Annotated in this window: 15 protein-coding genes; 4 read left to right on the top strand and 11 right to left on the bottom strand. The window is 55.0% G+C overall.

Annotation, left to right across the window (positions count from 1 at the left end; all coding sequences use genetic code 11):
- Positions 1-87: 87 nt before the first annotated feature.
- Complete coding sequence (locus MKJ04_RS02790; RefSeq protein WP_241639142.1) at positions 88-1947, bottom strand: ABC transporter ATP-binding protein; 1860 nt, start codon at positions 1945-1947, stop codon at positions 88-90.
- A 190-nt stretch (positions 1948-2137) separates the two neighbouring features.
- On the opposite strand from MKJ04_RS02790, the gene MKJ04_RS02785 reads away from it, so the two are divergent.
- The gene (locus tag MKJ04_RS02785) at positions 2138-2596 is read left to right on the top strand and encodes a hypothetical protein (protein WP_241639139.1); all 459 of its coding nucleotides are present in this window, start codon (positions 2138-2140) and stop codon (positions 2594-2596) included.
- A gap of 661 nt (positions 2597-3257) precedes the next feature.
- Here MKJ04_RS02785 and MKJ04_RS02780 read toward each other — a convergent pair.
- The 3 genes from MKJ04_RS02780 to MKJ04_RS02770 form a co-directional block, all read right to left on the bottom strand.
- Positions 3258-4307, bottom strand: a complete 1050-nt coding sequence (locus MKJ04_RS02780) for a glutathione synthetase (protein ID WP_241639135.1) — start codon at positions 4305-4307, stop codon at positions 3258-3260.
- 118 nt (positions 4308-4425) lie between these two features.
- A complete protein-coding gene (locus MKJ04_RS02775) occupies positions 4426-6273 on the bottom strand; it encodes a flavohemoglobin expression-modulating QEGLA motif protein (protein ID WP_241639132.1) in 1848 nt (615 codons plus the stop codon).
- A gap of 542 nt (positions 6274-6815) precedes the next feature.
- Positions 6816-7622, bottom strand: a complete 807-nt coding sequence (locus MKJ04_RS02770; protein WP_241639131.1) for an N-formylglutamate amidohydrolase — start codon at positions 7620-7622, stop codon at positions 6816-6818.
- 143 nt (positions 7623-7765) lie between these two features.
- On the opposite strand from MKJ04_RS02770, the gene MKJ04_RS02765 reads away from it, so the two are divergent.
- The 3 genes from MKJ04_RS02765 (at position 7766) to MKJ04_RS02755 (ending at position 9229) form a co-directional block, all read left to right on the top strand.
- Positions 7766-7975, top strand: a complete 210-nt coding sequence (locus tag MKJ04_RS02765) for a zinc-ribbon domain-containing protein (RefSeq protein WP_241639128.1) — start codon at positions 7766-7768, stop codon at positions 7973-7975.
- A 9-nt stretch (positions 7976-7984) separates the two neighbouring features.
- Positions 7985-8359 carry a hypothetical protein gene (locus tag MKJ04_RS02760; protein WP_241639125.1) on the top strand — a complete coding sequence of 125 codons (375 nt, stop codon included), beginning with the start codon at positions 7985-7987 and terminating at the stop codon, positions 8357-8359.
- A gap of 147 nt (positions 8360-8506) precedes the next feature.
- Entirely contained in the window at positions 8507-9229 is a 723-nt protein-coding gene (locus MKJ04_RS02755) for a head GIN domain-containing protein (RefSeq protein ID WP_241639122.1), read from the top strand.
- Positions 9230-9347: 118 nt separating this feature from the next.
- On the opposite strand, the gene MKJ04_RS02750 is transcribed toward MKJ04_RS02755, so the two are convergent.
- The 7 genes from MKJ04_RS02750 to recF form a co-directional block, all read right to left on the bottom strand.
- Positions 9348-10730 carry a M28 family metallopeptidase gene (locus MKJ04_RS02750; protein ID WP_241639120.1) on the bottom strand — a complete coding sequence of 461 codons (1383 nt, stop codon included), beginning with the start codon at positions 10728-10730 and terminating at the stop codon, positions 9348-9350.
- Between the two features lie 138 nt (positions 10731-10868).
- Complete coding sequence (locus tag MKJ04_RS02745) at positions 10869-11432, bottom strand: acyl-CoA thioesterase (RefSeq protein WP_241639117.1); 564 nt, start codon at positions 11430-11432, stop codon at positions 10869-10871.
- A gap of 206 nt (positions 11433-11638) precedes the next feature.
- Positions 11639-11962, bottom strand: a complete 324-nt coding sequence (locus tag MKJ04_RS02740) for a DUF721 domain-containing protein (protein WP_241639114.1) — start codon at positions 11960-11962, stop codon at positions 11639-11641.
- 61 nt (positions 11963-12023) lie between these two features.
- Positions 12024-12362 (bottom strand): DUF86 domain-containing protein, encoded by a 339-nt coding sequence (locus MKJ04_RS02735; RefSeq protein ID WP_241639112.1) that lies wholly within the window; start codon positions 12360-12362, stop codon positions 12024-12026.
- Positions 12331-12666, bottom strand: a complete 336-nt coding sequence (locus tag MKJ04_RS02730; RefSeq protein WP_241639110.1) for a nucleotidyltransferase family protein — start codon at positions 12664-12666, stop codon at positions 12331-12333. The genes MKJ04_RS02735 and MKJ04_RS02730 overlap by 32 nt, the downstream gene beginning before the upstream one ends.
- A gap of 286 nt (positions 12667-12952) precedes the next feature.
- The gene (locus MKJ04_RS02725) at positions 12953-13441 is read right to left on the bottom strand and encodes a hypothetical protein (RefSeq protein WP_241639108.1); all 489 of its coding nucleotides are present in this window, start codon (positions 13439-13441) and stop codon (positions 12953-12955) included.
- A gap of 75 nt (positions 13442-13516) precedes the next feature.
- Positions 13517-14623, bottom strand: coding sequence for a DNA replication/repair protein RecF (gene recF, locus MKJ04_RS02720; RefSeq protein WP_241639105.1), 1107 nt, complete (start codon positions 14621-14623; stop codon positions 13517-13519).
- Positions 14624-14731 lie beyond the last annotated feature (108 nt).

The following is a 14731-nucleotide window of genomic DNA, read 5'->3' as shown; positions in this document are numbered from 1 at the left end:
ATGCGCCAGTAGCGTATACGCCACCCAAGTAACCGTTTTTGCAGGGTTTTGATCAGGATGGACTGCACAAAAGCTCCGGCAAGAAGATTACAAGTACCCTTTCGCCTGCAACTGGAACAGTTCCGCGTATTTGCCCTGCTGGGCCAGCAGCTCCTCATGCGAACCGAGCTCCTTCAGCTGCCCCTGCTCCAGAAAGAGAATGCGGTCGGCCATGCGCACCGTGGAAAAGCGGTGGGAGATGAGCACGGCCGTGCGGCCCTCAATCAGCTCCGAGAAGCGCAGGAACACCTCGTGCTCCGCGCGGGCATCCAAAGCCGAGGTTGGCTCGTCCAGTATCAGCAGTTGCGCGTCGCGCATGTAGGCACGGGCCAGCGCCACTTTCTGCCACTCGCCCCCCGACAGTTCCACGCCTTTGCTGAAGCGCTTGCCCAATACCTGGTCATACTTGTCCGGTAGCCGCTGAATCACGAGATCGGCGAGGCTCTTCTGGGCAGAGCCCTGGATGCGGTCCTTGTCCAGGATATTGCTGATCTGGCCGATGGCGATGTTGTCGGAGGCCGTCATCTGGAAGCGCACATAATCCTGGAAAATGGTACCGACCTGATGGCGCAAATCAGCCAGGTCGTAGTCGCGGAGGTCTACGCCATCCAACAGGATACGGCCCTCGGTGGGTTCATACAACCTGGCCAGCAGTTTCACCAGCGTGGTTTTGCCTGCGCCGTTCTCGCCCACCAGCGCCAGCTTTTCGCCCGCCTGCAAGTGGAAAGACAGGTGCCGCACCGCCCAGCGCTCACTGTTGTGGTACTTAAAGCCGACATTCTCGAACGTGAAGCCCTGCCGGATAGGCTGCGGAATGGGCAGTGGGTTGGCAGGCGGCGTGATCTGCGGTTTCAGCTCCAGAAAATCGAATAGGTCCTGCAGGTACAGGGCGCTCTCGGCTATCTGCGAGAAGCGCGTCATGATGCCCTGCAGCAGGCTGCGCATGTTGCTGAACGAGCCCGCCAGGAACGTGAGGCTACCTATCGTGATCGCGCCCATCACCGTCTCGAAGAGGATGAACACATAGGCCCCGTAGTAGGCGAGGGTGCCGAGGGCGGAGAGGGCGCTGCCCCAGACGGCCCGTTTTACCGTCAGGCCCTTGTTCAGGAGGTAGTATCTGTCTGAAAGCTCTTTGAAGCGGCCCGCCAGAAAGCCGGAGAGGTTAAACGTCTTGATTTCCTTGGCCGTTTCGTCGGAGGCCCCGATGTAGCGCAAGTAATCCAGCTCGCGGCGCTCGGGCGTCCAGGAGCGGGAGAGCGAGTAGGTGCGCTCGTTAAAGTGCGTCTCGCCCAGAAACGAGGGCACCACGGCCACCAGCAGGATCAGGATAAGCCAGGGGTTGAACGCGATCAGGCCGACGGCCAGGAAGGCGATCGTCACGATATCCTGCAGCTGCGACAGCACCTGCGACATGAGCACCACGCGCGACACCGTTTGCCGCCGCGCCCGCTCCAGCTTGTCGTAGAAAGTGGCGTCTTCGAACTGCGCCAGGTCCAGGGTGGCCGCGTGCTCGATCAGCGACACAGAGGTGCGGTTCGAGAACAGGTCGCCCAGCAGGCTGTCCATCAGCGTAATGCCCCGGTTAATCAGGTCCGACAGCACCGCCAGCCCCAGCTCCGCCGCTACCAGCACCCACAAATAGCGCAGCTCGCGCTCGCCCACCACGTCGATCAGGCGCACCACCTCGTCAATAATCAGCTTGCCGATATAGAGCATGGTGATGGGCAGCGCGGATTTGAACAGGCGCAGCAGCACGTTGGCCAGCGTCATACGCTTGCTCGTGTCCCAGATCAGGCGAAAGAACTTGGGCAGGTTCTTTAGGGCGCCCAACTGCTCCCGGAAGCTCTTTTTTGCCTCTTGTCCCTGCTGGGCTGACTTGTCTCTTGTTCCTTTCGTGGTATCGCTCATATTGTTTTCTCGCGACTTTGCAGTCTCTGCCTATAGCTATACAGGCGGTATATACTTTTGTTTGGAGGATGCGCCTGTAAGTTGGGCAAACTACATGAATGGATGGGCGTGTCGGGGCGATGCCGCAATCATGGTTCGCTTTTGTTCGTTTAAAGTATCTGAAATAGTCATTTTGCAGTATGATACACCTATGACCAGATACCTGCTCTATTTCCTGACGGGCGTTGCCGTGGCCACCTTCATCCTTTTCTTCAGGGGGTATGGCGGGGTGCCGCACTCGGTATACTCCGACGCCGCCCTGGTGGGAGCGATGGCTCTGTTCGGTGTGGCCTCGTGGCTCACGCTGTACAAGATGCGGATCGGGGCTACAGTGGCGCTACTGTGTCTGCTGGCGCAGGTGCCCTGGGTGCTCAGGCTATGGCAAATCATACCCCACCGCGACTCTAGCCTGACGTCCTATGTGCTGCTGGTGCATGGCGTGCTGTCGGGGCTGGTGCTGTGCGCGCTGGTGGTCAGTGCCCGCTACGTCTTGGGGCGGCATTCCTGGGCGGCGGGCACCCCGACTCCGGGCTTTGTTCTCAAAATCATCCTGACGCTACTACCGCTGGCGGTGGCAGCAGCCTGGCTTTACGTGATGCCAAAGCTATAGCCCACACGATCCCTGAATAGTATAAAACCTACTGCGCCAAGCCTTTTCGAGTCGAGCTTCGGGCGCGGGTGCAAGGCTCCAAATGGCTTTGCCTTAAATACTAGAGGCTATAATATGAGAAAAGCCCCAACTAATGTTGGGGCCTTCTCTCACCTTAAAACAAACTAATCTAAACTTTACTAACCTTATCGTATGTATAAAAAACTTCTTTTTTAGGCCGGAAACCTGTTTTTATAAGCTAATGCCGGTTCTCTGGATGCAAGGCCGCAGGATGAAAAGAGAAATATGTGTAACAGTGCTTGTATGTATAACAGCTGTTGTATATATTAGCTTTTCAGAAATTCCTTCTCCTTAAATCGGGTGCAAAACTACACTTTTGTTTCGTGTTTAAAAACGAAATGCTGAAAGTTTTTCAGCATCACTCCCTGATTTTTTCTTAACATATTTATAATTAGGACTTTAGATGCTAAAATATTTTATGCGCATCCACCGAAAGCCCTTTCCCCGAGGTGCCTTTCGGGTTCTGTTGCGGCAACATGTTTCCCCGGGATTGTTATATGCACGGCAGGAGGTATAAAAAATGGCTAAGCCAACGGCGTTTATACCATGTTAGCTTAGCCATCTTGCTGTAGCAGCGCGCCCGGGCAGACAATGCATCTTATCAGATCATCGCCACGGTTTTATTGTTCACCTGCACGCCGTAGGTTTTCTTGTAGTGCACTTTTTTCTCCAGCGCCTCGATAATCGGCTCCGAGAAATCCACACCCTCAATCTCGCTGGCATCGGGCAGGGCGCCGGGGCTGAACACGTTGATCTCCATCAGCTTGTCGCCCACAATGTCGAGGCCTACCAGGAACATGCCGTCCTGAATCAGCTTTGGCTTTACGAGCTCCACCAGATCGAGCATGCGCTGGTCTACTTTTGCGGCCACCGCCGAACCGCCCGCGTGCATGTTGCTCCGGATGTCGTCTTTGCTGTTCACGCGGCGTATGGCGCAGTACTTCCCTTTGTGCTGCAAGGCCTCACCGTTCATCACAAACAGGCGCACGTCGCCCTCAGTGGCCTCCGGCAGGTATTCCTGCGCGATCACGTAGCCGTCGCGGCTAATGGCCTCCACAATCTGGTTCAGGTTGGTGGCGTCCTCCTTCTTCACCATAAACACGCCCGAGCCGCCGGAGCCCTGCAGCGGCTTTAGGATGATGCTGCTCTGGAGTTCGTTGTAAAACGCCTTGATCTCGTCTTTGTCGCGGGTGATGAGCGTGCGCGGCCGCACGGCCTCCGGGAAGTGCTGGAAATACATCTTGTTCACGGCGTCGGAGAGCTTGGTCGGGTCGTTTAGCACGATCACGCCGTGGCGCAGGGCCAGCTGCCCGAAGATGATGCCGGAGTTCTGTGCCCAGCCGCGGCCCTCGGCTTCCGAGGAGGGGTCGTTGCGGAGCATGAGCACGTCCAGGTCCGGGGCTGTGACGCGCACCCGCTCCCGCTTCTCATCCTGGATGGCCTCCAGGTAGGTGTTGCAGGATTTATACTTGTGCTTGGGGTCGGCTTGCACGGCTGTGGCGCCCATGTAGCCGTCGGGGTAATAAGCCAGGTCGCCCACGCCCATCAGGTATACCGTATGGCCACGGTTGTGCATGCGCTGCGCCAGGAAAACGGTGGTATAAGAGGCTTTTTCGGTGTTTACATCGTTTACTACAAATCCTATCGTCATGTTATAAGTGCTTTTTTATTAGATGCCAGTATCGGGACAATTCCCACAAAGCCTGTGATGGGGCGGTATGGGTATACGTAACTTTTCCGTCCGGCAGCCTTGTAGAAAAATTGTCTTTTTATAGTAGGTTAAATACTGATATGCCCGCTTTAAGTTGTTCTAGTTTGGGCTGGATGGCCGGGTCGAGCAGATAGCGGGGTTTTATCGGCACGGGCCGCAGCACCTTGCGGTAGATTAGTTCCTGCACAATCGGGATATAGTCCTGCCGGATCTTGCCGATGAGCAGCGGCTCCAGTTCGTTGCCCTTTTGCAGGTAGTCGAGCAGGTGCACGAGGCCGCGCAGGTACACGGCGTCTTTGGTGAGGCCGCCCCCGCGGTGCACGCGCATGGTCACGTCGAAAGCCGCCTCATCGTCGAACTTATACTGGTCTTTCAGGCGCCAGAAGTTGTCGGTGAAGCTGGCGCCCTTGGTGAGGTGGTATACCGTCAGCACGCGCGCCGCCAAGATGCGCATCCGCTCGTGGTCCAGGCCGCCTACCAGCCACTCGCTCAGCACCGCCAATCCTTCCTGCAGTTCCTCGTAGCCGGGGCTGCCCACGTACAGTTGCTGCAGAGGCTGCGCCTTGCCGTTGTAGTAGGTCAGGATATGGGTGCCCACTTCGTGCTGAATCAGGGCCTGGGCCCGGTGGCGCGGTATTTTGGCGTCGGTGCCCACGTTCAGCCTGCCCTTCGACACGATCAGGCCCACAATATCGTCCCGGACATCCACGCCCGAGTCCACGCCTTTGTACTGCGCCTTTAGAAAAGCGATTTCCTGCTCGGCCAGGGCCGCAAACTCCGGCACGGGTATGATGTCGATACCAGCTTTGGGAGTAGGCTCGGGGAGGGCCGCCAGAATGCCCTCGGCTATTTTCAGCAGCTGGCCGTCCACGCCGCCATACAGTTGCATGCTGCTATACATAAAATTGGGCGAGTTGCGGTCGGCGAGCATGGTCAGCATCTTGTCCAGCTCATGGCGCTTGTCCCGGAAGAGGAAGGCCAGCGTGGGGTCGTCTACCTTCTCGATTTTGATGTTGTAGAGGTCACGCTTCAGCTTTTCGGCATCCACGGGCATCAGGCGGTAGTGGAAGGTGGGCGCCTTGCTGTACTTGCTCTTGCAGAACTCCTCCCAGGCCGCCTGGTTGTTGACCGGCGTCACGAGCAGCAGAAACTGGAACTGGTCGCTGATGCTGGTCAGCTGCTTGTCGATGCGCCACACCGCACGGTTTACTGCCTGCCGCCCCAGCGCCTGAAAGTGAATGGGCTTGTGGGTGGTCTGCACGCTCACGAAATTAAACACCGTTTTCTTGATGGCGTTGGCTATTTTCTCGCGTAGCGTGCGCAGCAGCAGGGGGTAGGCCTTGCCCGTCACGGCATCCTTGTAGATCGGTTTCAGCTCCAGGCCCAGCAGCAGAACGCCGTGCTTTTTCAGTTCCTCTTCCGGCATCACGCAGCGGGGCTCCTGCATCAGCTGGTGGTTCGAGGTTGTTTCCACGGTGGTGGGTATGCCGCCGATCTTGATGCCCTTGAGCTCCGAGGTCAGAGTGTCAACGGTGGCGGGGAGTTGCAGCTCCGGCCCCAGCACCCGGAATAGGGGCGTGGCCGCGTTGGCTGAGCGGGCCGCCTGCACCTCCAGAATCATGAAGGCGCCAAACTGGTCGGCCATCTCCTGGGCAATTTCCTGCACCAGCATCCGGATTTGGGGTGTCTGCTCCTCTTTTGCGATGATGTAGGAGGCGGTGGCCTTCACAAAGTCGGCGGTGGCATGGTCGGGGTTGCCGGCAGGGTGGCGGTAGAGCACCAGGAAGGGGAGAGGCCGGTCGATGTATACCAGCCCGCCCTCGGGCAGCCGCCGGTGTACCTGCTTGCCCCGCTTCAGGCTACGGCTTACTTTTTTTATGAAACTATCGGAGATGGTGTCTGGCATTTTTGTTTTAAGTATGATTCTCTGGCGCGGGTTTCCGACCCGTGACTAAGTATGAAAGCGAGTCTCCAGACTCGCGGGAGCCATGGGAAAAGTATGGCAAAGCCGCGTTAGGTATAACCAAGTTTAGCAAGGGCCTTTGCTGCGTAGCGCTTGCGCCCTGCAGGCGCATGAAGTCGGAGACTTCACTTTCATTAAAAGGCACGGGTCGGAAACCCGCGCCAGGAAAACTTGCCCTCTGCGCTGGCGCAAGCTTGTAGTTTGTGCTCTGTTGAAAGTACGAGCTACAAGCTCGCACTAGCGGGTAGGGCCGTTAAGTTCTAACGAAAATTGTCCCCTTGAGGGGACCGCAGGGGTGTAAAGCCAGCAAAAAGTACTTTTCGCAAAGAGTAAACACCCCTCTAACTCCCCTCAAGGGGAGAATTGTTATTTTGGTGTTTTGAAACCTTACGTAAAGGCACACTACCAACTCTTAGAACTTAACAGCCCTACACACTAGCGGGGGCCTTGCCGCCGTATAACAATTAACAATCAACAACCAGCAACTACGACGGGCATACCTGAGCCAATGCCTGCAACACCGGCCTGGTGGTATGCTCCAGCGCCTTCCGGATTTCCTGCACTTGCCCATGGTCGGGGGTGCCGCTCCACTCATCCATAAAGAACTTCTTAAACTCGATGCTCATCACGCAGGCACTGTCGCCGAAGGTGTCGTGGATCCAGCGCATGAAGTAGCCTCCCTTGAACTTCACGTTCTCGCGCACATCCAGGTGGCGGCCCTCGTAGCTGTAGGCGCTGAGGTTCTCTATAAACGCCTCCACCACGGGTGCCCATTTCTCACGGTTCATGTTGCCGGTTCCGATGTTCACCTCGGGGTTCTCTGCCGGGTCGGCGGCGGGGCCGTGGGCGCCTTCGCGCTTGTGGTTGTAGGTGTGCAGGTCATATACCACAAAGCAGCCGTGTTTCTCTTTCAGCTCGGTCAGCATTTGTTTCACGTCGGCATAAAACTGGTCGTAGCGGCTCATCGACTCCTGCGCCAGGTCGTCGGGCAGTTCGTCCTGCCATACCTCCAGGCCCCAGGCGTCCTCGGGCTGGCGGTAAATGGCCTTTTCGGGCGAGCGGTTCAGGTCCAGCTCAAAGCGCGAATTGTGCCCGATAATCTGGTTGTCCGTGATCACCACCCACTCGTCGGTATGCGGATCTTCCTCGCGCAAGCGCTCCTCGGCGGCCAGCGCAAACAGGTTGCTGATGTTGGGGCGCACGTCGTGGCCGCTGTGGATGGCGGTGCCCACCAGCGGGCTCTCGCCGCGCTTGATGGTATAGTATGCGTTGTCTGTTTTTGTCTGTGTCATGGCTTTTTGTTTGGTAAGGATGTACCGGGGAAAGCTACTGAAGGTTATACTGGCGGGCCGCTGCGCCAAAACCCAACCGCCGCAGCGGGGTATACTATGCGTAACAGCCCGTCTGTTTTTTGCCATCATACCATACTGCTGCCATGCCGATACCACACGAGAACCAAACCAGAACCTGCCCTAACTGCGGAGAACCGGTGCCGCCTGGCGCAAAGCAGTGCCCCAGCTGCGGACAAGTGCTGGGCACCGGCCCCCGCTCGCGGTGGTGGTGGCTCAAGAGCCTCACGCCCACCGAGATCTTCCTGTTGGTGATAGGCAGCCTGATGCTGAGCGTGTTTCTGGTGGCCGTTTAGCAGCAGCCGATGCGAAGCCTCCTTCATCCGTTTTTTCTGAGCTGCCTGCTGCTGTTCTGCCTCAACCAGGGGCTGGAGCAGGCACAGGTATACATCTGGCCGCTCCATACCCACCTCGACGACCTGCTGTGCCTGCCGATCACGCTCCAACTCGTGCTGGTGGTGCAACGCGCCTATTTCCGGAACCCGGCGATGGTGCTCCCCCGGTGGCAGGTGGTGTTTGCCTGGGCTGCTTTCAGCGTATGCTTCGAGCTGCTCCTGCCGCTGTACAAACCCCTTTATACCGCCGACGCCCTCGACGTGGCGGCCTACGCGTTTGGCGGGCTTGGCTTCGCAGCGATTTTAAACAAACCGCTGCGCCCACGGCCTCAGGCGCTACGGTAGCCTGTTCCCTTTCGCGGGCCGATAATTTTTTTTCTCCCCCTCAGGCAACCTTCTGCCCAAACCTGCATCTTTCTAACTACTACGCTTGCAGGGCTTCACGCCTTCTTACCGCGCCTAAACTATTTTTCACTATAGCAAAATACAACTATGAAGATTATTCAATTTTATCTCGCTACAGCCTGCGCGCTTGTTCTGGCCCTTCTTTTAGTAGATGCCCCGCTGATGGCCCAGCAATTGCGCGGAAACGGTAACATACAGGCACAGGACAGAAAAGTGTCGGGCTTTAAGGGGATTGAGGTGAGCGGTGGCTTTACCGTAGAAATTACCCAGGGCAATCAGGAGCGCCTGCGCATTGAGGCAGAGGAGAACCTGCTGCAAAACATCAAAACAGAGGTGCGCAACGGCGTGCTGCACATTTACAACGACAAAGGCATCTCCACCAACAAGGGCATGAAAGCCTATATCACGATTCGGGAGCTGAACAGCATCCATCTGAGTGGCGGCGTGAAGGTAATCGGCATGTCGGCTTTTAAGATGAATGACCTGGAACTCGACCTGAGCGGAGCCTCCAAAGTCACGATGGAACTCCATGCGAAGGAACTGAAGGCAGACATGAGCGGTGCCAGCAAGGTAGAGTTTACCGGTGACGCCGACAAAGTGGACATGAACCTATCGGGCGCGTCGAAGGCAGAGCTTGCCGCACTGGAGGCCAGGCACGTGCGCGTTGACGCCAGCGGTGCCAGCAAAGTAAAGGTATACGCCAAAGAGTTGCTGGACATCGATGCCTCAGGAGCCAGCGCTGTCTTTTACAAAGGCAAGCCACGCATTACCGCCGAAACGTCGGCCGCAGCCAGAGTATCCAAAATATAAGTACCCGACATCAGTACCCCCAACATTAGAAAAGCAGCCCCATTTAGGGCTGCTTTTCTAATGTTGGGGCTTATACCTTTGCAGGCGATGCCCTTTATGTTTGGGCAGATGCTTATACCTAACGCACAGGAGTGGGCAAAACCGGCAGGCTGGCATGCCCTTCCGCATCTACAGACTGCACCGAAAAGAAGTAGTTGTCTTTGGAGTATGGCAGCGTTGCTTTGGTGTCTTTCACGAAAAACTTCTTTTCCCAGTTCGGGCTGTTGGTCGTGCGTAGCAGCACGTTATACCCGGCTGGCTTCGGCCCTTTGGCAGGGGCTTCCCACTGCAGGTCTGTCTTGTTGGTCAGGTTCGACGTGACTACGCCTACCTTTTCGGGGGCGGCGGGGGCCCAGCCCAGGCTTGCCATACTGGCCAGGTTCACGCCGGCGTTCTTGCGCAGGTAGCCAAAGTCCATATACTCGGGCAGGTCGCCGTACTGCACATTGTTTTCCTTGCGCACATCCTGGTGCTGGTGGTCGAAGTCCTCGTTCATCTCGCTCATGCGCACCGCCGTGAAGCCCTGCTGGTTAAAGGGGGTATGGTCGCCGCCACGCAGGAAGCGGTCGGCGCGGTGCACCAGCACCACATCCAACTGATCGACATACTTCTCACCGACGGTCTCCATGTAGCGGGCCAGGTTGCGGCTCGGGCTGTCGTTTTCGGCACCGAGTGTTCTGCGGAGCTTTGCCTGTTCCTCTGTTTCGTTGGCCGGGGTGCCCTCGCTGAAAATGCGCACACGGGAATTGTCATGTATACCTGTCTCGGCGGAGTAGGAGTTGCCCACGATGTCGTTGTTCTGCATCGCGATCAGGTTCCAGCCTTCCTGCTGGGCGCGCTCTGAAAGGTGCCTGGAGCCATACAGGCCCTGCTCTTCCCCCTGAAACGCCACAAACACCAGCGTCGCCGGGAATTTCCTGGATGCCATCACGCGGGCCATCTCCATCACCATGGCCACGCCAGAGGCATCGTCGTTGGCGCCGGGGGCCTTGCTTTTGGCGTCCATCACATCGGTCGCGCGCGAGTCCAGGTGGCCGCCCACGATAATCACACGGGTATCGGTGGGGTCGGTGCCTTTCAGGGTGGCCATAACGTTGGCCATTTCCACGTCTGCGGGGATGCGGCGTCCGTCGGCCTTCACCACAAACCTGTCCATCTCCACGGTCATGCGTCCGCCGGAGGCCTGGGCGTATTTCTCAAACTCTGATTTTACCCATTCGCGGGCGGCCCCAATGCCCTCTTTCTTGCTGGTGGTGGTGCTCAGGGTATGGCGCGTGCCGAAGCTCACCATCTTCCGGACCAGTTGCTCCAGGTTCTCGGCCGACAGCTCGTTCACCATCTTCTTGATGTCGTCATCCTGGCGCACGGCTTCCTGGGCAAGGCTTTGGGTAGGTATACATAGCGGGGTTCCTGCCAGCACCAAGGCCGTCAGTAGTGTTTTAAAGGTAGTTTTGGTCGTCATGTTTGGTATAAGATATGGAATCAATGTTACAAGTTATAAAGGAAATCGGAGAAATGGGAACCGTTACCCACTGGGAAGTACGCGATTTGAGTGCAAACCCGGTTCCGGCTTGCAAATAGCAGGCAAATACAGAAAGGATTAATGTGCAAAAGCCAGCTGGCAGCGCTGCTCGCGGAGCAGGTGCAGTTCCTCGTCAACTTGCAGGATGCTTTTGGTGTTGGAGAACTCTGTCTGGTAGCGCAAGCCCAGCTCGCGGCGTTTCATGGCTTCCAGAAAACGGCGGGCGTCTTCGCGCGTCTCTAAAATGAGGCCGGGCACCTGGGTGGGCTTCTCGTGCTCGTCTTTGGCCACCATGGTAAAGTAGGAGGTGTTGGTGTGCTTTTTCTTACCTGACTTCACGTTCTCGGCAATTACCCGGATGCCCACCGTTAAAGACGTGTTGCCCACGTAGTTTATGGAGGCCTTCAGCGACACCAGCTCGCCCACGTCTATGGGTTGCAGGAAATGCACGCCATCCACCGTAACCGTGACGCAGTAGTTGCCTGCATGCCTGGCGGCGCAGGCATAGGCCACCTTATCCATCAGCGACAACAGAATACCGCCGTGTATTTTCCCGCCAAAATTGGCGTAACTCGGAATCATCAGCTCGGTGAGCGTGGTGCGGGAGTAGGAAACGGCGTGGTACTTTTTCGTGTCAGGCATGGCGGGGCTACATTCAGGTTTTAAGCGCCTGTCCGGAGCACTTGCGCTGCACTGCCACTGTATCGCTTCAAAATCGAGGGCGGCGCATCAAAGCCAACTGCAAACAAGCTTAAACTCCACTATACGGTAAAATTATACGGCAGGCGGTAGGGTGCCGAAGAGGCCCGTTGACTAATTGCAAGAAGGAACGCAAAAGCAAGTTGCTGTTACAGAAAGACCACATCCTTTACTACCTCGGAGCCCGCCTCCGTGTTCAGCAACTCGATCACCTTGCTTTTCGACATGTTGAGCTCATGTTTGAGGGGGGCGGAGGTAAGGCGCACGAACAGCTTTCCGTCCTTAAAGTAGAGTTGCTGCGTTTTCATGGCAATCGGCTTGCCCATGACCTTCTCCCAGTTCTGCACCAGCTGCACCTCGCCCAGCTTCCCGTCCAGGCGGTAGGCTTTCATCAGCGCCTTCAGGCTGTCTCCGATCGGCTGTATGTCAGCGCGTCGCTTGTCAATCTCCTCTTTCTTCTTGTAGTAGCGCACGGCGGTTTAATTTTGAATAACTGAATTTTGTATGATGGAGCAAGTGAGAGCAGAGCAAATGCTATCCAACGGATAAATATTTTATGGCTTCTTCCTTCAAAGACGGGATATAGCGTTTTAAAATTGCCCACACAATGGTGTTGTCCATGCCGTCGTAAGCGTGAATCAATCTGTTTCTGAAGCCCACAATCTGTCTTGTGTTCCGAAGTGGAATGCGCGTGTTTAACTTTTCTAGTTTGTTAACAGCTTCGCCAATGATGCTTAACTGCCGCTCTACGGCACTTTGGGTTTTAAGGTCTTGTATGTATACCTCAAAGGTAGGAGTATCCTGAACAAAAAGCTCTGTTTTACGGATAGCCTCCACTATATCAGATAAGTACTTTTTCTCCTGATCCGTCATAAACAAGCACTTTGGTCGCGTCGATTGATTTCTTTAAGAAAGGGTTTCTGATGCAAGACTCGGTCAGGAGGTCTACTTTCCGGTCAAAAAACGCCTCCAACTCATCCCAAAGCGACATCAGCATTTCCCCGCTCTCCACCGGGTCTGCCGCGTCAATTTCTACGAGCAGGTCTATGTCACTTTTCTCTTCATCGAAGCGATCTGTAACGGAAGAGCCAAAAGCATACAGATACTTCACCTGATGGCTGCTGCAAAGTGCTATGAAGGCTTTTGCTTTGCTTCTTATTTCTTCCTGTAAATCCATAAGCTAAAAGCACAATAGACTAGTACAATATATCTATACGTATGGAATGCTCCTCTTTCTAATTGTCGTAGCGCACGGCGGTTTAATTTTGAATGAGTGGAGGAATAAACGCAAACAGGCAAATATCTATTAACGAAAGCAGGAAGGAGAAATGGGCACTTCTTTCTGCTCAATACAGAATATATCCGGTTGCATGATTACTTGATTTACCCTAAGTATTACGTTAGCTACTTGTTTTCCTACCATATAAACACTCTTGTTATGTCTATGCTAGGGTACCAAGGAGTCAAAAGTTCAAGGCTACACCATGCCCGTTTGTAGTTGAGCCTAATAGGAATTCAGTCTTACCTTGTCGAAGTTTCGCTTCATAAAGCCCAGCGTTATATAGGTCAACAGCATTTTTCGATAGCCTGTTGAACTTTATCGAGATGGGTATGGAAACTACAAACAATCCTGCACCAATTCCAGCCATTGCCCAGTTTGGTTCACCACCGGCAATATGTGACCCCACAGGATACCCTATCAAGAATCCACCGGCTCCTCCTAAAATTGAAGCAATAGTACTAGTTGATTTTGCAGCTCTCATTATTGCATAGGCCTCCTTATTTTCCCTCATGAGCATTACCATTTCATCTGCGGAAAGTTTGTGCCCATCCTGAGAGAATCGATGTCCTGCGAATACCTTTTCTATATCAATTCTTTTACTAACTGATTGTGAATGAAGATCAAGAGAGACAACAAAAAGAAAGATCAGAGCAATTAAAAATCTATTCATTTTTTAAGGGCTATTTTATCGCGTCAATTTCGATGTCAATATAATAAAAAAATGAACGTTAGAGAGGCGTTTCCTTCACCCAATCACCTTCACCGCCCCCTCCTTCACCTCAAATCTACGGATACTTTCTGAGAGGCCGGCGAGTATTTTGTCGGTGCGCTCGAGGTGGGTATCTGTTAAAAATATCTGGCCGAAGGTATGGGCGGCCACCATCTGCATGAGCTGCGTGATGCGCTTCTCGTCAAGGCGGTCGAAGATATCGTCCAGCAGCAGGAGGGGCTTGTGATGCTGCCGCTCGGCAATCACCTCGAAGTGCGCCAGCTTCAGGGCAATGACAAAGCTTTTCTGCTGGCCCTGCGAGCCGAAGCTTTTCACGGGGTTGCCGTCCATCAGAAACACGAAATCGTCTTTGTGCGGGCCCACGGTGGTGCGCTGCAGGGCCAGGTCCTTGCGCTCGGCCTGCAGCAACAGGGTGGCAAAATCGGCGCCCGGTAGCTGACTTTTGTAGGTCAGGCTCACCTCCTCGTGGCTCTCGGATATATGGCGGTAGTGTTTTTGGAAGATGGGCACAAACTCCTGTAGAAACTTCTGCCGCTCCAGCGCCAGCTGCTCGCCCGGCGGCACCAGCTGCTCGTTCAGGATGTGCAGGTAATCGCGGTCGTAGTAGCGGCGCTCGGCAAACTGCTTCAGCAGCGAGTTGCGCTGTTTCAGGGTATAATTATACTGTATCAGCTGCTCCAGGTAGGGGTGGTGCAGCTGTGAGATCAGGCTGTCAACGTATTTGCGGCGCTCCTCGCTGCCCTCCCGGATCAGGTCAGTGTCGTAGGGTGAGATGAGCACCACCGGAAACCGCCCGATATGGTCGCTTATTTTGTCGTAGAGCGCCTTGTTGTGTGTGACCGTCTTTTTCTGGCCCTGCTTTAGGCTGACCTGCACCGTGTGCTTTTTGCCCTCCACATCGAAGCGGCCTTTCACCATGAAAAAATCCTCTCCCTGCTTGATGCTCTGCAACTCGGTGCCCGGAAAAGCGCTTTTGGTGATGGAAAGATAGTAGATGGCGTCCAGCAGATTGGTCTTGCCGCTGCCGTTGTCGCCTATAAAACAGTTGATATGCTCCGAAAAGCTGACAGCGGCCTCGTCATAGTTCTTGAAAAACAGCAAACTTATATTTTCGAGGAGCATTCGTTTCTACTTTGATATCTTTTTCCTTAATTTCGCAAGCTAATTCTTTTAGCGGCTTATATTTGCCGTAATTCAAGAGAGTTAAACCTGCCCGAGGGTAGCTAATGA

This window comes from Pontibacter sp. E15-1 (assembly GCF_022601975.1).
In the GTDB taxonomy this organism is placed as follows: Bacteria; Bacteroidota; Bacteroidia; order Cytophagales; family Hymenobacteraceae; genus Pontibacter.
This window is presented reverse-complemented; position numbering and strand designations above follow the sequence as displayed.